Consider the following 20,937-nt stretch of genomic DNA (forward strand, 5'->3'; position numbering starts at 1 on the left):
CTCGCTGCCATGAGCACAACCACCGCGCGAAAACGAGACCATACCCACTGGCTGTACATCGCGGTGATTATCGCGGTGCTCGCGGGCATTCTCGTCGGCAGGCTGGCACCGGAGTTCGGTCAGTCACTGGCGCCGCTGGGCACCCTCTTCGTGAATCTGATCAAGATGATGATCGCGCCGGTCATCTTCTGCACCATCGTGCTCGGCATCGGTTCGGTGCGGGCGGCGGCCACCGTCGGCAAGGTCGGCGGCCTGGCCATCGCCTACTTCCTCGCCATGTCGACGGCCGCACTCGGTATCGGCCTGGTGGTCGGCAACCTGATCGAACCCGGCTCCGGACTCGGCGAGGCCAATCCCGGTGCGGGCGCCAAGTACGCCGAGCAGGCGCACGGTGCGGGTGGTACCTGGGACTTCATCCAGGACATCGTGCCGACCACGCTGGTGTCCTCGCTGACGGCAGGCAGCGTGCTGCAGGCGCTGTTCGTGGCCCTGCTCGTCGGATTCGCGGTGCAGGCGATGGGCGCGGCGGGCGAGCCGATCCTGCGGGCGGTGTCGATCGGGCAGAAGCTCGTGTTCCGTATCCTGTCGATGATCCTGTGGCTGGCGCCGATCGGTGCCTTCGGTGCGATCGCCAATGTCGTCGGGCGCACGGGCTGGTCGGCGGTCGTGGAGCTGGCGACGCTGATGGTCGCGTTCTACCTGACCTGCCTGGTGTTCGTCTTCGGTGTGCTCGGCGCGGTGCTGCGGATCGTGTCGGGTGTGTCGATCCTGAAGCTGTGCCGGTACCTGGCCCGGGAGTACCTGCTGATCGTGGCGACCTCGTCCTCGGAGTCGGCGCTGCCACGGCTGATCGCCAAAATGGAGCACGCCGGGGTGGAGAAGACCACGGTCGGTGTCGTCGTGCCGACCGGGTACTCGTTCAACCTCGACGGCACGGCCATCTACCTGACGATGGCCTCGATCTTCATCGCCGACGCCCTCGGTCAGCCGCTGAGTATCGGCGAGCAGATCGGCCTGCTGCTGTTCATGATCATCGCGTCCAAGGGTGCGGCGGGCGTCACCGGCGCGGGCCTGGCAACGCTGGCGGGCGGTCTGCAGAGCCACCGCCCCGAACTCCTCGACGGTGTCGGCCTGATCGTCGGCATCGACCGGTTCATGTCCGAAGCCCGTGCGCTGACCAACTTCTCGGGCAACGCCGTCGCCACCCTGCTCATCGGCACCTGGACCAAAACCGTCGACGCCGACCGCACCCGCCGCGTCCTCGACCGCGAACTCCCCTTCGACGAGGAGACCATGGTCGACGACGAACACGGCGCCCCCGAGCCCAAGCCCGAGACCGAGCCCAAGCCCGTGACCGAGCCTGCCACTATCGCAGTGCAGTAGAACAGTGGACCGGCCCCGTCTCGCTCGGGGCCGGTCCACTGTTCCGGTGTTCAGGCGCGGGCCCACTTTCCCGGGTTGAGGTGGAACTGCACCAGCGCGGTCGCGTGCCCGTGCCCGAGGCCGTGCTCGGACTTCAGCCAGTTCACCAGCACGCTGTGGGAGCCGTCGGTGGCGGCGAGCATCGTCAGCCATTCGTCCACGTGCCGACCGTGTTCGGTCTCGATGGTGGGAAAGTAGGACGCGGGGCCGTGCGGTGCGTTTGCCATGAATCTCTCCTCGTGCGCGTTACCGGTGAAGACGGCGCGCACCTTCCGAAATCATCGCCGTGTGCGCGGCGTCATACCGGGGACGGGACACACCGACGGGCCCCGGTCCGGCCCCGGGACGTGACGCGGCACTCGCCCGCCGGCGCGGATTCGCCGCGTAGGTTGGAGAGAAAGTCGGTCGGCGAAGGGACGGCGATGGCCGAAGTCGTAGTGGTCGGTTCGGGGCCGAACGGGCTCGCCGCGGCGGTGATCGCGGCGCGCGCCGGGCTGTCGGTGCGGGTGCTCGAGGCACAGGAGCAGCCGGGTGGTGGTTCACGTACCGCCGAGCTGACCCTGCCGGGCTTCCATCACGATGTGTGCGCGGGCGCGCATCCCATGGCCTTGGCCTCACCGTTCTTCCGTGCGTTCGACCTCGCCGCGCACGGTGTGGAACTACTCGCCCCCACCGTCTCCTACGCGCATCCGCTCGACGGCGGCGTCGCCGGACTTGCCTGGCGCAATCTGGAATCCACGGTCGCCGACCTCGGCCGCGACGGTCCGGCTTGGCGTTCGCTGTTCGCCCCGCTGGTCGAACACTGGCCCGCGGTGGTGGAGCTGGCGATGTCGGACCTGCGGCACCCGCCGCTGAACGTCCCGACGGGTGTGCGATTCGGGCTGCGGGTGCTCGAACAGGCATCACCGCTGTGGAACAACCGTTTCCACGAGGACGTGGCCCCCGCCATGCTCACCGGGGTGGCCACCCACGCCATCACCCAGCCGCGCGCCATTCCCGCCGTCGGCGCCGGACTGCTGCTCGGCACTCTCGCCCACGCGGGTGGCTGGGTGATCCCGCGCGGCGGCAGCCAGGCCATCCCCGACGCGCTGATCGCGGAGCTGGAACGCCTCGGCGGCGAGGTGGTCACCGGTCATCGCGTCGACGATTTCGCCGAACTCGCCACCGCCCGCGCCGTCCTGTTCGACACCTCACCCGCCGAACTGCTGCGCATAGCGGGTGACCGCCTGCCCGAGCGCTACCGCAACAGCCTCGGCCGTTTCCGCTACGGCGGGGCGGCATGCAAGGTCGACTTCGCCCTGTCGGGCCCGGTGCCGTGGACCGCACCCGGTGCCGACCTGGCAGGCACCCTGCACCTGATCGGCACCCGAGCCGAGGCGATGCGGGCCGAAAAGCAGATCGCCGCAGGGAGATTCGCCGATCGCCCGTATGTGCTCGCCATTCAGCCCGGCGTCGTCGACAGCACCCGCGCCCCCGAGGGCAAGCACACCTTCTACACCTACGCCCACGTCCCCAACGGATCCGATCGCGATATCACCGAGGACGTGATCGCCCAGGTGGAACGCTTCGCCCCCGGCTTCCGCGACCTCATCCTCGCCAAGCACGTGCGCCCCGCCGCGTTCATGCCCGCCCACAATGCCAACTACATCGGCGGCGATATCTCCGCGGGCGCGATGACCCTGCGCCAGACCGTGTTCCGGCCCCTGGCCCGCTGGAACCCGTACGCCACTCCGATTCCCGGCACCTACCTGTGTTCGTCGTCGACGTCCCCCGGCCCCGGCGTGCACGGCATGTCCGGACTACACGCGACACACCACATGTTGCGCACCCGGTTCGGCATCGTCACCGATCCGCTCGACCTGTTGCGCGGCGAGAAACCCGCCTATCGGTGACTGCCGGTGGCACCGGCCTTCTCGGGCCGGAACACGTCGGGCTCGAGATAGACCGTGCGCACGCTCGGCGCCGCCGCGCGGATGCGGGCGTCGGCGGCGTCGATCGCGGCACCGACGCGGCTGATGTCGAGTTCGGGCTGCATGGCGATCTTGGCGTTCACCAACAGGTCCTCCGGACCGAGGTACTGCGTCTGCAGGCGAAGCACCCGCATGATGCGCGGATCGGCGAGCAGCGCGTCGCGGATTGCCCGGTCCTCGGCGGCGGTGGAGCCCTCACCGATGATCAGGCTCTTGGTCTCCACGATCAGCACGATGGCGTTGAAGCCGAGCAGCGTGCCGATGAGCAGCGTGCCGATGCCGTCCCACACCCCGTTGCCGGTGAGCACCGTCAGGCCCACACCGGCCAGCGCGAACATCAACCCGACCAGTGCGCCCAGGTCTTCCAGCAGCACCACCGGCAGCTCGGGATTGCGGCTGTTGCGGATGAAATGCCACCAGGAGTGCTTGCCCTTCAACGGCTCCGATTCCCGGCGCGCGGTGCGGAAACTGAAGCCCTCGAGCAGCATCGACACCAGCAGAATAACGATCGCGACCTCGGGCGACTCCAGTTCGTGTGGGAACCGGATCTTGTGCACCGCCTCGTTCAGCGCGAACAGGCAGCCCATCGTGAACAGCACCAGCGCAACGACGAACGAATAGAAGTACCGGTTGCGCGTGTAACCGAAGGGGTGCAGCACGTCGGGCGCCTGCTCGGCCCGATTGCGGCCGACGAGCAGCAGCGCCTCGTTGCCGGTGTCGGCGACCGAGTGCACGGCCTCGGCGAGCATGGACGACGAGCCCGTGATGAACGCACCGATGAACTTCGCGACCATGATCCCGGCGTTCGCGCCGAGCGCGGCCAGGACCGCGGTCTTGCTGTCTCCACCTTCAGCGGCCATACCGGGGCACGCTACCGGCCGCGCAGGGCCTCCGCCCCCGACCCGGGGCCGTGTCTACTTCGCCTGTCGGTACAGGTCGGGCTCGAGGTAGATCAGGCGGGCGAACGGGACCGCGGTGCGCACGCGTGTCTCGGCGGCATCGATGGCGTCGGCGACATCGGAGATCCCGAGGCCTGGCGCGATGGCGACCTTCGCGGCGACGAGCATTTCCTCCGGACCGATGTACTCGGACTTGAGGTGGATGACGGAGGTGATCTTCTCGCCGTCGATCAGGTTGTCGCGGATGGCGCGATCCTGTTCGGGGGTGGCGCCTTCGCCGATGAGCAGGCTCTTCATCTCGATGATGAGCACCACCGCGATGATGCCGAGCAGCACGCCGATGCACAGGGTGCCGATGCCGTCGTAGACGGGATCGTCGGTGATCATGGTGAGTCCGACCGCGCCGAAGGCCAGGATCAGACCGATCAGGGCGCCGGTGTCCTCGAGCAGCACCACGGGCAGCTCCGGGCTGCGGGAGGTGCGGATGAACCGCCACCAGCTGGCGTCACCCTTGAGGGGGCGCGACTCGCGCACCGCGGTCATGAAACTGTACGTCTCGAGGCCGATCGCGATACCGAGGATGACGATCGCGACGATCGGCTGACTCAGTTCCTCGGGGTGCTGGATCTTGTGGATGCCCTCGTAGATCGCGTACACCGAGCCGAGGGTGAACAGCACCAGCGCCACGACGAACGAATAGAAGTACCGGTTGCGCCCGTAGCCGAACTGGTGCAGTTCGTCGGCGTCTTTCGCCGCGGCACGCTGACCGAACAGCAGCAGACCCTGATTGGAGGTGTCGGCCACCGAGTGCACCGCCTCGGCCAGCATCGACGCCGATCCGGTGATCGCCGCGCCGATGAACTTGGCCACCGCGATCCCCGCGTTGGCCGTCAATGCGGCGATGATCGCCTTCTTGCCGCCACCAGCCGACATCTTGTCCCCGTCCTCCCGCTTCGCCGAACACGCTTTGCTCGCAACAGCCTAAGGGGAGTGGCGCGAAAAGTTCGCCCCGACGCTAGTTCCCGTCGCCCACGCAGGCGCTGAACAGCTGCGCGGCACCGCCGAGTGCTCGCGCGCGGATGTCGGTGTCGGCCGCCGAGATCCACGCGGCGCTGCCCGGCGCCAAGGTGAGTTCGCGCCCGTCGTGACGTAATTCGATCGTTCCGTGCGTGCACAGCACGATGCCGGGTCCGGCGTCGGCGAGGGCGACGGGTTCGGCGTCGGGCGCAAGATCGAACCGGCACAGCGCGAATTCGGGAGCCGGGGTCTGGTAGCGGACGCTGCCGTCGGGACCGGGTTCGGGTTCGATCACCGGCAGGTCGATGGGTTCGAAGTCGAGCACGCGCAGCAACTCCGGCACGTCGACATGCTTGGGAGTGAGCCCGCCGCGCAGCACATTGTCGGAGTTGGCCATGATCTCCACGCCGACGCCGCGCAGGTAGGCGTGCAGATTTCCGGCGGCGAGAAAGAGGCCCTGGCCCGGTTCGAGGGTGAGCCGGTTGAGCAGCAGCGCGGCGAGCACCCCCGCGTCACCGGGGTACACCTCGGCCAGTTCCAGCGCGGTGCGAACCTCGGCGGTGAACTCGCGTGGTCCGGTGCACGACAGATACCGCACGCATCCCTCGAGCACCGTGGGCAGCAGGGTGGCGAGGGCGGCGGGCGGCAGGGTGATCCAGGTGGTGAACAGCGTGCGCAAGCCCGCCGAATCGGGCTGGGCGGCAAGCAGTTCGGCGTACACACTGAGACCGGGCACATTCAGGGCGCGCAGCAGGTCGACGGTGCGCTGCGGGTCACGGAAACCGGCCAGCGCCTCGAAACGCTCCAGCGCGACGACCAGTTCGGGTTTGTGGCTGTCGTCGCGGTAGTTGCGCAGCGGCGAGTCGAGCGGCACACCCACACGGTTCTCCCGTTGGAAACCGGCCAGCGCCTGCGCCGAACTCGGATGCGCCTGCAGCGACAGCGGTTCCTCCGCCGCGAGGATCTTCAGCAGGAACGGCAGCCGAGGACCGAAACCCTCGGCCACCGGGCCCAATTCACGCACCGGATCGGCGGCCAATACCTCGAGCAGCGAACGCGAGCTGCCGTTGGACTTCACGTGCGCGGGGTCGGCGGGGTGCGCGCCGAACCACAGTTCGGCCTCCGGATGCGCCGAGGGCACCGGCCTGCCACACAACCGAGCGAGCGCGGTGCGCGATCCCCATGCGTAAGAACGCAGCGCACCAACGAGTTCCTGCACTAGTAGCGTCCCCCGTCGTGATATCGGTCCTGGTCGCTCGCGGCCGCACCGTGCGAGCCGAGGCGGAGGTAGGCCGCGGCCATGTCGAGCCGCAGTGCGAGCACCGCCAGTTGCACGAGCTCACTGCCGTGCCCGCCCCCTGCGGCGGACGTGGCGGTCGCGCTCTCGGCGGACGGTTCGGAGCCGGGTTCGGCGAGCTGGGACTGGAGTACGTCGACATCGGCGTGCACGAGATCGGCGTCGACGAGCCCGCCGCCCGCGCCTTCGAACACGGCCAGCTTGCGGCGCGCGGCCGCCTGATCAGGGTGCACGCTGAGGGCGAGCACACGGACCCGGTCGACCGGGGCCGGACCGTCGAGCTCCTCGTCGTGGAACAGCGGATCGAAACCGGGCGCGGCGCCACCGGCTGCCTGGGCGAGCCTGCCGACGGCGGCGACCGTGTCGGCCAGATCGGCCGCCGACGCCAGCTTGCCCGCCGACTGCAACAGCACCTCGGTGCCGTGTCCGGCCAGTTCGACCGCGGCGGGGGAGTCGCCGGCCAGGACGACACCGACGCCGTGCATGCGGGTCGCGAGGGTCTTGGCCGGGTTGTGGAACACTTCGTTGTGTGGTCCGTCGCGCAGGGCCTCGGCGTCGAGCACGTCGGCGAGCGCGGTCAGATCGGGGGTGGCGGGGACACTGCGCTGGGCGTCGACACCGCGCAGCACCGCGATGCCGACGGCGAGGAAACGCAGCAGCCGGTTGTGGTCGAGCACTGGCACGCGGGGTTCCAGCACGATCGCGCGACCGGCGGCGACCGCCCGCAGCGGGCCCTCGTTGGGGGCGGCGATCACCACTTCGGCGCTGCGCCGCACGGCCCGGTCGACGGCGTCGATCAGGCGCGGGTCGCCCGCATCGTCGCCGGCGACGAGCACCACGTCCAGCGGCCCGACCCACGGCGGCAGCGCGGTGACGGGCACGATCGGCAGTCCGGCACGGTCACCGAGGGTGGCGACCAACAGTCCGGCTGCCCGCGCGGCGCGGCCCGAACCGGTGACGAGCACCAGGCTGCGCGGCTGCAATTCCGACAGCCGTTCGATCAGTGAGGTCTCGGCGACCGCGGCGGCGGTGGCCCGTACCTGGGCCCCACCCGAGGCCGCCGACCGTAAGAAGCCGCCGGTGTCGGCCGCCTCGAGCGACGCGGCATCATCGAGGTCGAAAACCGGTGTTCCAGCGATCATCGCCGAGTCCACCTCCCCTCATCGCGCTGTGTGCTCCACGGCCGTCTGGTTTCCATGTTCCCAGTCAGGCGCGGACGATGCTCAGGATCTCGGTATCGAACAGAGCCGTTGGACTCGTTCTGCCGGTCCCTGATCATGTGGTTCCGCATCCTGGTTTCCATGTTCCCAGTCAGGCGCGGACGATGCTCAGGATCTCGGTCACGAGTGCGTTTACTTCGGCCTGCGATCCGGCCTCGACGTTGAGTCGGAGCAGGGGTTCGGTGTTGGAGGCGCGCAGGTTGAACCAGGCGTGGTCGCCCAGGTCGACGGTGACGCCGTCGAGGCGGTCCACCGACACGGTGCGGTCGGCGAAGGCCGCGAGCACGGCGGCCGTGCGGTCGGCGGCGTCGGCGACGGTCGAGTTGATCTCGCCCGAGGCCGCGTACACGTCGTAGGCGGCCATCAGTTCCGACACCGGCCGGTCGCCCTCACCGAGTGCGGCGAGCACGTGCAGCGCGGCGAGCATGCCCGAGTCGGCGCCCCAGAAGTCGCGGAAGTAGTAGTGCGCGGAGTGCTCACCACCGAACACCGCGCCGGTGGCGGCCATCTCCTGCTTGATGAACGAATGACCCACCCGCGTGCGCACCGGCTTGCCACCGAGTTCCTCGACCAGCTCGGGCACCGCGCGGGAGGTGATGAGGTTGTGGATGACGGTCGACCCCGGCTCCTTGGCCAGCTCGCGCTGCGCGACCAAAGCCGTGATCGCCGACGGCGACACCGGCTCGCCCCGCTCGTCGACGACGAAGCAGCGGTCGGCGTCACCGTCGAAGGCCAGGCCGATGTCGGCGCCGCTCGAGCGCACCAGCGCCTGCAGATCGACCAGGTTCTTCGGGTCGAGGGGGTTGGCCTCGTGGTTGGGGAAGGAGCCGTCGAGCTCGAAGTACAGCGGCACGATGGTGACGGGCCCGAGCGTTCCGAGCACAGCGGGGACGGTGTGCCCGCCCATGCCGTTGCCCGCGTCGACCGCGATGGTGAGCGGACGGACCTCGTCGAGATCCACCAGTTCGCGCAGGAAGCTCGCGTAGTCGGCGAGCAGATCGACGGTCGAGGCGGAACCGGGCGCACCGTCGTAGGCGGGCACACCCGACACGACCTCGGCCGCGATGGTGGCGAGGCCGCTGTCCTGACCGACCGGCAGCGCGTTGGCCCGGCACAGCTTGATGCCGTTGTACTTGGCGGGGTTGTGGCTGGCGGTGAACATGGCGCCCGGACAGCCCAGCCTGCCCGAAGCGAAGTACAGCTGATCGGTGGAGGCGAGCCCGATGTGCACCACATCCAGGCCCTGACCCTGCACGCCCTGGGCGAACGCCTCGGCCAGCTCGGGCGAGGACTCACGCATGTCATGGCCGATGACAACGCGCTCGGCGCCCTCGGCACGCATCAACCGGGCGAACGAGGCACCGACATCGCGCACGAACCCGGCGTCGATCTGCTCGCCCACCACCCCGCGGACGTCATAAGCCTTGATCACGGCGTTCACGAGTTCGCCAGAGCGCGCGAGGGTCGTCATGCCGCAAAGCCTAGCTCACCCGCCTCCCCGGGTCTTTTGGCCAGACTCAGGCACAGGGGAGGTGTCGTTGGCGGCCAGACTTGGGTGGGGTGCCGGGTTTGCCCGTGCCCGGTGAGTTACCCATGTGCTCACCTGCTGCCTGCGGGACTTTTGTCGGACTCGGATGTGGGGGAAGGAGGCGTTGGCGGGCAACCGAGCGGCACGTGGCCCGGAGTCGCAACGCCGGATCTCGCAAGCACATGGGTGACTCCCCGGGCACGGGCTCCGGTGACCCGGCACGTGAGTCTGGCCGCCGACGCAGGTCTCTCCGCGCACGAGTCCGGCCTGAAGTCGCGGGGAGGCGGGACAGCGGCGGGTGAGCTTATGGGTCGGGGAGGACTCGTAGGTGGCCGCGGCGGCCGGTGCGGGTTTGGCGGGGGGCCGGGGTGGCGGTGTCGCGGTAGCCGGGCTGGTCGGGTTCGGCGGGGCGGCGGCGTAGGCCTGCTTCGCGAACGGCTTCGGCCAGGGCGGTCAGATCGTCGTCGTCGGGGGTGCTGGAGGAGAAGCCGCCCTCGTGGCGCACCAGTTCCCAGCCCTTGGGGGCGGTGATGCGGCAGGCGTGGGTTTCGCACAGATCCCAGGAATGCGGTTCGGCGACGGTGGCCAGGGGTCCGACGACGGCGGTCGAGTCGGAGTACACATACGTCAGCGTCGCTACAGCCGGGTTCTTGCAGCCGGGTCGGCAGCAACGACGCATAGGGATCACGACGTCGAGATTAACCCTCCCGCCCACAAAAGTGGATACGGACACGCGGTGACGAGGGCGTCGTTCTCGCGCGCCGCTACTCCGGTTCGGGGTCGATCAGGTCGGGATCGACACCCAAGTAGGTCGCGATCTGCTGCACCAGCACCTCGCGCAACAGCTCGACGAGATCGTCGGGATCGGCGGCGCGCAGCTCGAGCGGCTTGCGGAAGAGCACCACGCGCGCGCGGGTGGCGGCACCGTGACGGTCGACGCCCGCGGGGATGAGCCGGGAAAGCGGAACCGGCCCGTCGGCGACGACCTCGTCCGGCCAGGTGACCGAATCAGGATGCAGCGGACGGATTTTCGGCACATCGTCGACGGCGATGTCGAGTTTGGTCAGCCGGTCGTGCCAGCGGGTGTCCAGTGGTGCGAAGGCCTCGAGCACCAGCCGGTCGAATTTCTGCCCGCGCGTGCGCCAGGCGGGCACCGTCGGCGGGAGCATGGGGCCACGGACACCGCGACCGCGGCGGGTCACCGAACGAGCGGTCGGCGCCGGAAGATGTCGCCGGGAACGTGCCATGGGTACTTCGCCTCTCTCGCCTGACCGGTAAACGGGCGTTCGCCCGGAGACACCGACGTACTGCGCCTGCGTGGCTCCGGGCCAGGCCTGGAGAGTCTACTTTCGAACAGTCACTTATCCGATTCCGCGCTTCAGCCTGCGACGCTCTCGTTCCGAGAGACCGCCCCAGATGCCGAAACGTTCGTCATGCGCCAGCGCGTATTCCAGGCACTGGTCACGCACTTCACAGCCCAAGCAGATGCGCTTGGCCTCACGGGTCGAGCCGCCCTTCTCCGGGAAGAACGCCTCGGGGTCGGTCTGAGCGCAGAGGGCACGTTCCTGCCACTGCTCTTCGATCGACTCGAACATCTCGTCGAAGCCCGTGACGACCAGACTCAGCCGGGGGGCCGCGACTTCGCTTGCCGCGTCCGGTTCCGGCCAGCTCGTTTCAGCGCAGACAGCGTGAGCTGCGCCTGCTGTGGAATCGGTCGGCGAGACCAGGTTTTCGGTCATCGTTCCGCCTCCTCACTATGTGTTAGCGCAGAATGATTTCCGTCGGACCAACTAGAACCCCGACGGCCCAACACCGCGACGTAGTCTCGCGGGCTTCCCCGAGCCTGCCTTCCGGCGCGCCGGCACCCTCTCGCAAACGCCCCCGCGCTATGTCTTCTCGCGGTGACCGGAATGACATGTCTGTGATTAGACACGCCGCACTTGCCGGTGGTCAACCCGCCGTCACCCTTCCGTTACACTCCGGACCCGCCTTTCGTGTTGATCTTGTTATGTGCCGTGGCAAATGACCAGCAACTTTGTTCTTCGGCATGGGGAAACAACCCGGCAACCGGCACCACTTAGGCTGTGTCCCTGTGACTGCACAACACGCGGTGCGCGAGCCCAAGATCGCCGTTCTCGTCGGTGGTGTCGGGGGTGCACGGTTCCTCCTCGGCGTCAGGCAGCTGCTGCCCGACGCTGATATCTCGGCCGTCGTCAACGTCGGTGACGACGTCTGGATGCACGGCCTCCGCATCTGTCCCGACCTCGACACCTGCATGTACACCCTCGGTGGTGGCATCGATCCCGAACGTGGCTGGGGCCACGCGAACGAGACCTGGCACGCCAAGGAGGAACTGGCGAAATACAACGCCAAGCCCGATTGGTTCGGGCTCGGCGATCGCGATATCGCCACTCACCTCATTCGCACCGAGATGTTGCGCGCCGGATTTCCGCTGTCCGCGGTCACCGAAGCGCTGTGCAATCGGTGGCAGCCGGGCGTGAAACTCATTCCGGCAACCGACGACCGCTGCGAAACCCACGTGGTGGTCAGCGATCCCGACAATGCTGGCGAACGTCGCGCGATCCACTTCCAGGAATGGTGGGTGCGGTACCGCGCGGCGCTTCCGACACACGGATTTGCCTCGATCGGCGCCGAACAAGCCTCTCCCGCACCAAATGTGACCGATATCATAGCGTCGGCTGACGCCGTGTTGCTCGCCCCCTCGAACCCCGTCGTGAGCATCGGATCGATCCTCGCCGTGCCCGGTATCCGCGGCGCGTTGCGCACCACCGAAGCCAAGGTCGTCGGCCTGTCTCCGGTGATCGACGGAAAGCCGTTGCGCGGCATGGCCGATGAGTGCCTGAAGGTGATCGGGGTGGAATCGACGGCCGAGGGAGTCGGCAGGCATTACGGCGCCCGCTCGGCCACCGGCATCCTCGACGGCTGGCTCGTCCACTCCACCGACACCGCCGAGGTGCCCGGTGTGGAGGTGCGCAGCGTGCCGCTGCTCATGTCCGATCCCGAGGCGACGGCCGAAATGGCCCGTGCCGCACTCGAACTCGCGGGGGTGAAGGCGTGAGCACGCCCACCGACCACGCGGCGGGCGAACTACGGATCCTGCCGGTCACCGGACTGCCGGAGTTCCGGCCCGGCGACGACATCGCCGAACACCTTGTGGCACAGGCACCCTGGCTCGCCGACGGCGACATCCTCGTGGTGACGAGCAAGATCGTCTCCAAGGCCGAGGGCCGCATCGTCGCCGCCCCGACCGACCCCGAGGAACGCGACGCCGCCCGCCGCGAGCTGGTCGACGCCGAGGCGGTACGGGTACTCGCGCGCAAAGGCCGCACCCTCATCACCGAGAACCGGCTCGGCATCGTGCAGGCCGCCTCCGGTGTCGACGGCTCCAATGTGGCCGAGGGCGAATTGGTGCTGCTCCCGGTGGATCCCGACGCCAGCGCCAAAGCGCTGCGCGCGGCCGTCGCCCAGCGGCTCGGCGTCGACGTGGCCGTGGTCGTCACCGACACGATGGGCCGCGCCTGGCGCAACGGCCAGATCGACGCGGCCATCGGCTCGGCCGGCCTGCGCGTGCTGCACGACTACGCGGGCGCGGTCGACGGGCAGGGCAACGAACTACACGTCACCCAGGTGGCCGTCGCCGACGAACTGGCCGCCGCCGCCGACCTGGTGAAGGGCAAGCTAGGCGCGGTGCCGATCGCGGTGGTCCGCGGCCTGCCGACCGTGGACGACGGCTCCACCGCGGCGTCGCTGCTGCGCGGCGGGGTGGACGACCTGTTCTGGCTCGGCACCGCCGAGGCGATCGAACTCGGCCGCAAACAGGCTGTGCCGCTTCGTCGTTCGGTGCGCGCGTTCAGCGACGAACCGGTCGACCCGGAACGGCTCAGGGCCGCCGTCGCCGCCGGTCTCACCGCCCCGGCTCCGCACCACACCCGACCGGTGCGCTTCGTCTGGCTGCGCGATCGCGATGTGCGTGCCCGGCTGCTCGCCGCCATGGCCGACAAGTGGCGTGCCGATCTCGCGGCCGACGGCCTCGACCAGGAGCGGATCGAACGTCGCGTCGCGCGCGGGCGGATCCTGGCCGACGCGCCGGAGGTCGTGATCCCGTTCTGCGTGCCCGACGGTGCGCACGACTACCCGGACGCGCGTCGCCAGGCAGCCGAGCAGACGATGTTCACCGTCGCCGTCGGTGCCGCCGTGCAGGGTCTGCTCGTGGCGCTGGCCGCCGACGGTCTCGGCAGCTGCTGGATCGGCTCGACGATCTTCGCGCCGGAGGTGACCCGGGAAGTCCTCGGCCTCGCGGACGACTGGAATCCGTTGGGCGCCATCGCTATCGGGAATCCGCTGGAGACGCCCGAGCCGCGCACGGTCGGCGATCCCGGCCCCGGTCTGGTCGAACTGTGAACCGCACAGCGACGGCGTGCGGCCACGGTCAGCGACGCCGACCCGTATCGGGTCGAACTGTGAGCCGTTCGGGGGCGGCACGCAGCTATGGTCGGCGCGCTGTCGCCCGCCCGGCTGTGAGCAGGCCGGTGACGGCGCGCCGCCCGGTGCGGCCCGGTGCGGAGACGCCGTCATGAGCGCCGAATCGCTGCACGCCTCCGCGACCGAACTGCTCACCTCCTGGAAACCGCCCACCGACGCGGATTCCTCACTGCGTGAAGCGATGCTGGCGTTTCTCGGGTCGGCACCGCGCGGCTGTCTGCGCGAACACGCGCCCGGCCACATCACCGCCTCGGCGATCGTGTTGTCGCACGACCGTCGCGAGGTGATCCTCACGCTGCACCCGCGCGTGGGCCGCTGGATCCAGCTCGGCGGCCATTGCGAGCCCGGTGACGACACCGTCGCCGACGCCGCGCTGCGCGAGGCCGTCGAGGAATCCGGTATCCCCGACCTGTCGCTGGTGCCCGGTCTGTACGGCGCGCAGGCGCATCCGATCACCTGTTCGCTCGGTGTGCCGACTCGTCATCTGGACCTGTTGTTCGAGGTCATCGCGCCGCCCGGTGCGGTCCCGGTGCGCAGCGCCGAATCCACCGATCTGCGGTGGTGGCCGGTCGACGGGCTACCACCTGGCGCCGACGTGGCGCTGAAAGCCTGACCCCTCGCTGACCGGCGCTCGTGGCGGCCGCATCCGAACGGATGTGGCCGCCTTTTCCGTTATCTCACCGTTATCCACTTTACAAATTCACAAATTTGTCTAGACACCGACCGGAGGAGCGGCCTATCGTCTGTGACAGAGAGTTACGCACATCACAGGTGTGAGATGTGCCTCAGGATGGAGACAACGATGTCCACCGACGCCAACCCGTCCGAGCGGACGGCAGCGCCGCCGCAATGGCGCGATTCCAAGCGATATCTGTGGCTGTGGGGCCTGTTCGCACCCACCGGACTGTTCACGATCGCGATCCCCATGATCTGGGGCCTCAACCAGCTCGGCTGGCACCGCCTGGCCGAAGTGCCGTTCTGGCTCGGCCCGGTGCTGATCTACATCGTGATCCCGCTGGCCGACCTGTTGTTCGGCCCCGACGGCGACAATCCGCCCGACGAGGTCATGGAACAGCTGGAGAACGACAAGTACTACCGCTACCTGACCTACCTGTACCTGCCGTTCCAGTACGCCTCGCTGATCTTCGCCTGCTACATCATCACCGCCGACAACCTGCACTGGCTCGGCTTCCCCGGCGGCGCCAATGTGGTCGACAAGATCGGCATCGCGATCAGCGTCGGCATGATCGGCGGCATCGGGATCAACACCGCGCACGAACTGGGCCACAAGAAGGTCGAATTGGAGCGCTGGCTCTCGCGTATCGCGCTGGCCCAGTCGTTCTACGGGCACTTCTACATCGAGCACAACCGTGGTCACCACGTGCGGGTCGCCACCCCGGAGGACCCGGCCAGTTCCCGTCTCGGCGAGACCTTCTGGGCCTTCTGGCCGCGCACCGTCTGGGGCAGCCTGCGCTCGGCCTGGCACCTCGAGAAGGAACGGCTCGCCCGCCTGGACAAGGGCCCGTGGACGTTGCGCAACGACGTGCTCAACGCCTGGGCGATGTCGGTGGTGCTGTGGCTCGGGCTGATCCTGGCCTTCGGTATCGAGGTGCTGCCGTACCTGATCCTGCAGGCGGTGATCGGATTCAGCCTGCTCGAGTCGGTGAACTACCTCGAGCACTACGGCCTGGTCCGGCAGAAGACACCGAGCGGGCGCTACGAGCGGCCCGCCCCCGAACACAGCTGGAACAGCGACCACCTGGTCACCAACATCTTCCTCTACCACCTGCAGCGCCACAGCGACCATCACGCCTACCCGACCCGTCGCTATCAGACGCTGCGCAGCTGGGACGGCGCACCGAACCTGCCGAGCGGTTACGCCAGCATGATCCTGCTGAGCTACTTCCCGCCGATCTGGCGCAAGGTGATGGACAAGCGGTTGCTCGCGCACTACGGCGGCGATGTCACCTTGGCCAATATCGAGCCCAAGCGCCGCGAGCAGGTGCTGGCGAAGTATGGAACGGAGGCGCCGTGAGTGCGTACAAATGCCCCGTCTGTGATTATGTCTACGACGAAGCCGAAGGCGCTCCGCGCGAAGGTTTTCCGGCGGGTACCCCGTGGTCGGCGGTGCCGGACGACTGGTGCTGTCCGGACTGCGGAGTGCGGGAGAAAATCGATTTCGAGGCGGTAGGAGTAGCGCGATGACCGAATACAAGCTCTACCAGTGCGCCCAGTGCGGATTCGAATACGACGAAGCGCAGGGCTGGCCCGACGACGGCATCGCCCCCGGCACCCGCTGGGACGACATCCCCGACGACTGGACCTGCCCGGACTGCGGTGCCCGCAAATCCGATTTCTTCATGGTCGAGATCGAACGTTCGTGAGCGCGACGCGCCAGGGTGCGCGTCCGCCGTACCAGGAGGCCGCGCGCCAACTACTGCGCACTTCGGTCCTGGACTCCATGTGCGAGCTGCTCACCGAACGGGACTGGTCCAAGATCACCCTCGGTGACGTGGCCGCCAGGGCCGGGGTGAGCAGGCAGACGCTCTACAACGAGTTCGGGTCGCGCGCGGGCCTTTCCCAGTCCTACGCGCTTCGCCTGGCCGACTCCCTCGTCGACCAGGTGCGCGACGCGATCCACCGGCACGTCGGCGACGCGCGCGAGGCCATCCGCGACGGCATGACCGGCTTCTTCTTCGCCGCCGCGGCCGACCCGCTGGTTCGATCGCTGCTCGCCGGGGAGATGAAGCCCGATCTGCTGCGGCTCATCACCCTCGACGCGGGCCCCCTGCTCGAACACGCCACCGCGCGGCTGGCCGACGTCTTTCAGCACAGCTGGGTGAACGCCACCGGCACCGAGGCCGATGTCCTCGCGCACGCGCTGGTGCGCATCGCGCTGAGTTACATCCCCAATCCGCCGGTTCCCGAACGCGACGCACCCGCCGAGATGGCCGCGTTGCTGAGTCCCTATGTGGAGGCGATTGTTCAGGCACGCGGTATTCGCCCCTAGACGGAGTGGGACGGATCACTATAAGGGGTGATCAGCTCTTATTCGTGGTGATGTAACCATCACCACGTTTGAGGAGCGGCCGCTGTGTAACGTGCCCCTGGTCTGTCAGTATTCACATCCGTCGGCAGTTGGTCTTTTTGTAGCGGAGCGGGTGTGCAAACGGTTGGCAAACCGGGGGGTTTTCGTGATCCCAAACGGTATCTCTGGGCTCTCGGGCTGATCGCGCCGGCGTGCGCGCTGCTGCCCTCCCAGCTCGTGTACCGCACCGGCGCCGAAGCGTTCTGGTGGATCGGTCCCGTCATCGTGCTGATCGCGATTCCCGTCCTGGACTGGATCGTCGGCGAGGACGGCAACAACCCGCGCGACGAGGACTACGAGGCGCTCTCGCGTGACCGCTACTACCGCTGGTGCACCTATCTGTTCCTGCCCATCCAGCTCATCGGCCTGCTGCTGGCCTGCGCGATGTGGGCGGGCAACGACCTCGATGTCGTCGACAAGCTCGGCCTGGCCACCACGGTCGGTTTCGTCAGCGGCATCGGCATCAACGCCGCCCACGAATTGGGCCACCGCGTGGAGCGTGCTGAAAGATTGCTGTCCAAGATCGCGCTCGCCCAGTCGGGGTACGGTCACTTCTTCGTCGAGCACAACCGCGGCCATCACGCTCGGGTCGCGACACCCGAGGATCCGGCGAGTGCCCGCATGGGCGAGTCGCTGTGGGAGTTCTTGCCGCGCAGCGTGATCGGTGGCTTCCGCTCCGCCGTCCAGCTGGAGCGCGCACGCCTGGCCAGGAAGAGTCTCGGCTGGTGGAACCCCGGTAACCAGATCCTGCAGGCGTGGTCGATGTCGGTGCTGCTGTTCGGTTCGCTGGTGCTGGTCTTCGGGCCGGCGATCGTGCCCTGGCTGGCGCTGCAGGCGGTGATCGGGGTGATGCTGCTCGAGACCGTGAACTACGTCGAGCACTACGGACTGCTGCGCGCGCGCAAGCCCAACGGGCGCTACGAACGCTGCTCCCCGCGCGACAGCTGGAACTCCGATCGCCTGGTCACCAACATCTTCCTGTTCCATCTGCAGCGCCACAGCGACCACCACGCCAACCCCGGCCGCCGCTACCAGACCCTGCGCAGCACCAGTGAGTCACCGCAGCTGCCCGCCGGGTACGCGACCATGATCCTGCTCGCGGCCGTGCCACCCCTGTGGCGTGCGGTGATGGACCCCCGGGTGGCCGCCCATTACGGCGGTGATCTCAGCCTGGCGAACGTGGCGCCGGTCAAACAGCGACGGTTGCTGGCCAGATACCGCGCCCCCGCCTGACTCCGACCTGGGCGGAGGCGGGAACAGGGGCGGCCGCAGACGGTAGCCTTGCCTGCGTGACGACCTCAGAACTCTCCCCGCGCACCGAGCTCACCGCTGACGTCCGCAACGGCATCGATTACAAGGTGGCAGATCTGTCGCAGGCCGAATTCGGCCGCAAAGAGATCCGCCTGGCCGAGCACGAGATGCCGGGCCTGATGGCGCTGCGCCGTGAATACCACGACGTGCAGCCGCTGAAGGGCGCCCGTATCTCCGGTTCCCTGCACATGACGGTGCAGACCGCTGTCCTGATCGAAACGCTTGTCGACCTCGGCGCGCAGGTTCGCTGGGCGTCGTGCAACATCTTCTCCACCCAGGACCACGCCGCCGCCGCGGTCGTCGTCGGCCCGCACGGCACCGTCGAGGAGCCAAAGGGTGTGCCGGTCTTCGCGTGGAAGGGCGAGACCCTCGAGGAGTACTGGTGGGCCGCCGAGCAGATGCTCACCTGGCCGGGCGAGCCCGCCAACATGATCCTCGACGACGGCGGTGACGCCACCATGCTCGTGCTGCGCGGCGCGCAGTTCGAGAAGGCCGGGGTCGTCCCGCCCGCCGACGAGGAGCATTCCGCCGAGTACACGGTGTTCCTGAATCTGCTGCGCGAGAGCCTCGAGCGCGACAAGACCAAGTGGAGCGTCATCGCCGACTCGGTCAAGGGCGTCACCGAGGAGACCACCACCGGCGTGCTTCGCCTGTACCAGTTCGCGGCCGCGGGTGAGCTGGTGTTCCCGGCGATCAACGTCAACGACTCGGTCACCAAGTCCAAGTTCGACAACAAGTACGGCACCCGCCACTCGCTCATCGACGGCATCAACCGCGGCACCGATGTGCTCATCGGTGGCAAGAAGGTGCTGATCTGCGGTTACGGCGACGTCGGCAAGGGCTGTGCGGAGTCCCTCGCCGGTCAGGGCGCGCGCGTGCAGGTCACCGAGATCGACCCGATCAACGCCCTGCAGGCGCTGATGGACGGCTACGACGTGGTCACCGTGGAGCAGGCGATCGGCGATGCCGACATCGTCATCACCTCCACCGGCAACAAGGACATCATCACCCTCGACCACATGAAGGCGATGAAGGATCACTCGATCCTCGGCAACATCGGCCACTTCGACAACGAGATCGATATGGCCGCCCTCGAGCGTTCGGGCGCGACCCGGATCAACATCAAGCCGCAGGTCGACGAGTGGACCTTCGAATCGGGTAAGTCGATCATCGTGCTGTCCGAAGGCCGCCTGCTCAACCTGGGCAACGCCACCGGTCACCCCTCGTTCGTGATGAGCAACAGCTTCTCCAACCAGGTCATCGCCCAGATCGAGCTGTGGACCAAGCCGGAGGAGTACGACAACGAGGTCTACCGCCTGCCCAAGCACCTCGACGAGAAGGTCGCCAAGATCCACGTCGAGGCCCTCGGCGGCACCCTGACCAAGCTCACCAAGGACCAGGCCGAGTACATCGGCGTGGACGTGGAAGGCCCGTACAAGCCGGACCACTACCGCTACTGAGTCGACTCCCGGTGGGCCCGCCGACCGTTGCGGTCGGCGGGCCCACCGTCGTCTCTACCCCAGCGGTGGAGTGTCGCAGATGTGGATGCCGTCGGCGTCGCCGGCGATCGGTGCGGTGGTGGGTGACAGACCGTAGTTTCCGGGGGTGCGGCCCGCGTGAGTCACAGGCCGCGCCCGAAATGTCAGCTCAGCAGCAAGCAGAGGGGGAGGGGTACGACGACTTCCAGCAGGAGGCAGCCTGCCAGTTCGGCCGAGCCGCGGGCGGCCGACCCCGCGGCGGCGGAGCCCGCGGATGCGGAGCCGGAGAGCAGACCTGGGTTGTTGTGGTGACCGTGGCGAATCGGGTCGACGGGTGCGGCCGAGGCGGTGCCCGCGCCGGCGAGGGCGAGTCCGAGAGCCGTGGCGGCGACGGCGGTGTGCAGGGCGATGCGTGAGCGCATGGTGACTCCTGGGTAGAACAGACTCTGAAATGAAAACACCTCACAATCTCGTAATGGGCCGGAATCGCCGGAGTGGCTCGCGTCGAAGGGCGTGGCATGCGGCGCGGTAATCTCACGGCATGGGTGTGTTGATCGCGGTGGAAGGGCTCGACGGAGCGGGTAAACGCACGCTTATCGACGGGCTCGTCGACGAACTGTCCGCGAAAGGACTTCGCGCGGGCAGCCTCGCCTTTCCGCGATACGGCCGATCGATACACGCCGACCTCGCGGCCGAGGCATTGCGCGGGGCGCACGGCGATCTCGCCGGCTCGATCAACGCCATGGCGATCATGTTTGCCCTCGATCGCGCCGACGCTAGCGCGGAGCTGTCGAACCTGTTGGACGCCAACGACATCGTGATCCTCGATCGCTGGGTCGCCTCCAACGCCGCCTATTCCGCGGCCCGCGCCGTGCAGGACGTCGACGGCGAAATCGTCGCCTGGGTGGGCGATCTGGAATACGGCAGGCTCGGGCTCCCGGTGCCCGACCTCACCGTGCTCATCGATGTCGGCACCGAGGTGGCCGCCGAACGTGCCCGTCGCCGTGGCGAACTCGACACCGCGCGTGCCCTCGACGCCTACGAGAAGGACAGCGGTCTACAGCAGCGCACCGGCGAGGTCTATCGTGAACTGGCCGACCGCGATTGGTTCGGCCGGTGGTGGACATACCGATCCGAACACGACCGGCCCGCCCTGCTCACTGTGTGCACGGAAATTCTTGCCGGATAAGGTTGGATAAGCGAC

22 protein-coding genes are annotated in these 20,937 nt (G+C 68.1%); 12 read left to right on the forward strand and 10 right to left on the reverse strand.

Annotation, left to right across the window (positions count from 1 at the left end; translation table 11 throughout):
- Positions 1-9 precede the first annotated feature (9 nt).
- The gene (locus tag NI2_RS15440) at positions 10-1,383 is read left to right on the forward strand and encodes a cation:dicarboxylate symporter family transporter (protein WP_067491678.1); all 1,374 of its coding nucleotides are present in this window, start codon (positions 10-12) and stop codon (positions 1,381-1,383) included.
- 50 nt (positions 1,384-1,433) lie between these two features.
- On the opposite strand, the gene NI2_RS15445 is transcribed toward NI2_RS15440, so the two are convergent.
- Entirely contained in the window at positions 1,434-1,649 is a 216-nt protein-coding gene (locus NI2_RS15445; protein WP_067491680.1) for a DUF4287 domain-containing protein, read from the reverse strand.
- A gap of 195 nt (positions 1,650-1,844) precedes the next feature.
- Here NI2_RS15445 and NI2_RS15450 point away from each other — a divergent pair, with 195 nt between their 5' ends.
- The gene (locus tag NI2_RS15450) at positions 1,845-3,314 is read left to right on the forward strand and encodes a phytoene desaturase family protein (protein WP_067491364.1); all 1,470 of its coding nucleotides are present in this window, start codon (positions 1,845-1,847) and stop codon (positions 3,312-3,314) included.
- On the opposite strand, the gene NI2_RS15455 is transcribed toward NI2_RS15450, so the two are convergent.
- The 8 genes from NI2_RS15455 to NI2_RS33830 all read right to left on the reverse strand — a co-directional run bounded on the left by NI2_RS15455 (position 3,305) and on the right by NI2_RS33830 (position 10,948).
- A complete protein-coding gene (locus NI2_RS15455) occupies positions 3,305-4,252 on the reverse strand; it encodes a cation diffusion facilitator family transporter (protein ID WP_067491366.1) in 948 nt (315 codons plus the stop codon). The genes NI2_RS15450 and NI2_RS15455 overlap by 10 nt on opposite strands.
- A gap of 54 nt (positions 4,253-4,306) precedes the next feature.
- Positions 4,307-5,224, reverse strand: coding sequence for a cation diffusion facilitator family transporter (locus tag NI2_RS15460; RefSeq protein WP_067491368.1), 918 nt, complete (start codon positions 5,222-5,224; stop codon positions 4,307-4,309).
- 82 nt (positions 5,225-5,306) lie between these two features.
- Positions 5,307-6,527: a mannose-6-phosphate isomerase, class I gene (gene manA / locus NI2_RS15465; protein ID WP_067491370.1), complete on the reverse strand. Its 1,221-nt coding sequence runs from the start codon at positions 6,525-6,527 to the stop codon at positions 5,307-5,309.
- Positions 6,527-7,747 carry an amino acid adenylation domain-containing protein gene (locus NI2_RS15470; RefSeq protein ID WP_067491682.1) on the reverse strand — a complete coding sequence of 407 codons (1,221 nt, stop codon included), beginning with the start codon at positions 7,745-7,747 and terminating at the stop codon, positions 6,527-6,529. The genes manA and NI2_RS15470 overlap by 1 nt, the downstream gene beginning before the upstream one ends.
- A gap of 169 nt (positions 7,748-7,916) precedes the next feature.
- Entirely contained in the window at positions 7,917-9,296 is a 1,380-nt protein-coding gene (locus tag NI2_RS15475) for a phosphomannomutase/phosphoglucomutase (protein WP_067491373.1), read from the reverse strand.
- 361 nt (positions 9,297-9,657) lie between these two features.
- Positions 9,658-10,032 carry a DUF3499 domain-containing protein gene (locus NI2_RS15480; protein WP_067491375.1) on the reverse strand — a complete coding sequence of 125 codons (375 nt, stop codon included), beginning with the start codon at positions 10,030-10,032 and terminating at the stop codon, positions 9,658-9,660.
- A gap of 85 nt (positions 10,033-10,117) precedes the next feature.
- Entirely contained in the window at positions 10,118-10,600 is a 483-nt protein-coding gene (locus NI2_RS15485; protein ID WP_201449895.1) for a metallopeptidase family protein, read from the reverse strand.
- A 114-nt stretch (positions 10,601-10,714) separates the two neighbouring features.
- The gene (locus NI2_RS33830; RefSeq protein ID WP_133733920.1) at positions 10,715-10,948 is read right to left on the reverse strand and encodes a WhiB family transcriptional regulator; all 234 of its coding nucleotides are present in this window, start codon (positions 10,946-10,948) and stop codon (positions 10,715-10,717) included.
- 515 nt (positions 10,949-11,463) lie between these two features.
- On the opposite strand from NI2_RS33830, the gene cofD reads away from it, so the two are divergent.
- The 9 genes from cofD (at position 11,464) to ahcY (ending at position 19,715) form a co-directional block, all read left to right on the forward strand.
- The gene (gene cofD / locus NI2_RS15495; RefSeq protein ID WP_084476462.1) at positions 11,464-12,432 is read left to right on the forward strand and encodes a 2-phospho-L-lactate transferase; all 969 of its coding nucleotides are present in this window, start codon (positions 11,464-11,466) and stop codon (positions 12,430-12,432) included.
- Positions 12,429-13,775: a coenzyme F420-0:L-glutamate ligase gene (locus NI2_RS15500; protein ID WP_067491377.1), complete on the forward strand. Its 1,347-nt coding sequence runs from the start codon at positions 12,429-12,431 to the stop codon at positions 13,773-13,775. Before cofD ends, NI2_RS15500 begins: the two co-directional genes overlap by 4 nt.
- A gap of 172 nt (positions 13,776-13,947) precedes the next feature.
- A complete protein-coding gene (locus NI2_RS15505; RefSeq protein ID WP_067491379.1) occupies positions 13,948-14,469 on the forward strand; it encodes an NUDIX hydrolase in 522 nt (173 codons plus the stop codon).
- A gap of 189 nt (positions 14,470-14,658) precedes the next feature.
- On the forward strand, positions 14,659-15,891 hold the full coding sequence (locus NI2_RS15510) for an alkane 1-monooxygenase (RefSeq protein WP_067491688.1): 1,233 nt from the start codon (positions 14,659-14,661) through the stop codon (positions 15,889-15,891).
- Positions 15,888-16,061: a rubredoxin gene (locus NI2_RS33125; RefSeq protein ID WP_084456705.1), complete on the forward strand. Its 174-nt coding sequence runs from the start codon at positions 15,888-15,890 to the stop codon at positions 16,059-16,061. The genes NI2_RS15510 and NI2_RS33125 overlap by 4 nt, the downstream gene beginning before the upstream one ends.
- A complete protein-coding gene (locus NI2_RS15515; protein ID WP_067491380.1) occupies positions 16,058-16,240 on the forward strand; it encodes a rubredoxin in 183 nt (60 codons plus the stop codon). Before NI2_RS33125 ends, NI2_RS15515 begins: the two co-directional genes overlap by 4 nt.
- Before the next feature lie 77 nt (positions 16,241-16,317).
- Positions 16,318-16,866 (forward strand): TetR/AcrR family transcriptional regulator, encoded by a 549-nt coding sequence (locus tag NI2_RS15520; RefSeq protein WP_084476463.1) that lies wholly within the window; start codon positions 16,318-16,320, stop codon positions 16,864-16,866.
- A gap of 153 nt (positions 16,867-17,019) precedes the next feature.
- On the forward strand, positions 17,020-18,177 hold the full coding sequence (locus NI2_RS15525) for an alkane 1-monooxygenase (protein ID WP_067491384.1): 1,158 nt from the start codon (positions 17,020-17,022) through the stop codon (positions 18,175-18,177).
- Between the two features lie 56 nt (positions 18,178-18,233).
- Positions 18,234-19,715, forward strand: coding sequence for an adenosylhomocysteinase (gene ahcY, locus NI2_RS15530; protein WP_067491386.1), 1,482 nt, complete (start codon positions 18,234-18,236; stop codon positions 19,713-19,715).
- Positions 19,716-19,897: 182 nt separating this feature from the next.
- On the opposite strand, the gene NI2_RS15535 is transcribed toward ahcY, so the two are convergent.
- A complete protein-coding gene (locus NI2_RS15535) occupies positions 19,898-20,155 on the reverse strand; it encodes a hypothetical protein (RefSeq protein ID WP_067491388.1) in 258 nt (85 codons plus the stop codon).
- Positions 20,156-20,274: 119 nt separating this feature from the next.
- Between NI2_RS15535 and NI2_RS15540 the strand changes: the two genes are divergently transcribed.
- Entirely contained in the window at positions 20,275-20,922 is a 648-nt protein-coding gene (locus tag NI2_RS15540; RefSeq protein ID WP_067491391.1) for a dTMP kinase, read from the forward strand.
- The last annotated feature ends 15 nt before the right edge of the window (positions 20,923-20,937 follow it).

This window comes from Nocardia ignorata NBRC 108230, assembly GCF_001612905.1.
GTDB classification, from domain to species: domain Bacteria; phylum Actinomycetota; class Actinomycetes; order Mycobacteriales; family Mycobacteriaceae; genus Nocardia; species Nocardia ignorata.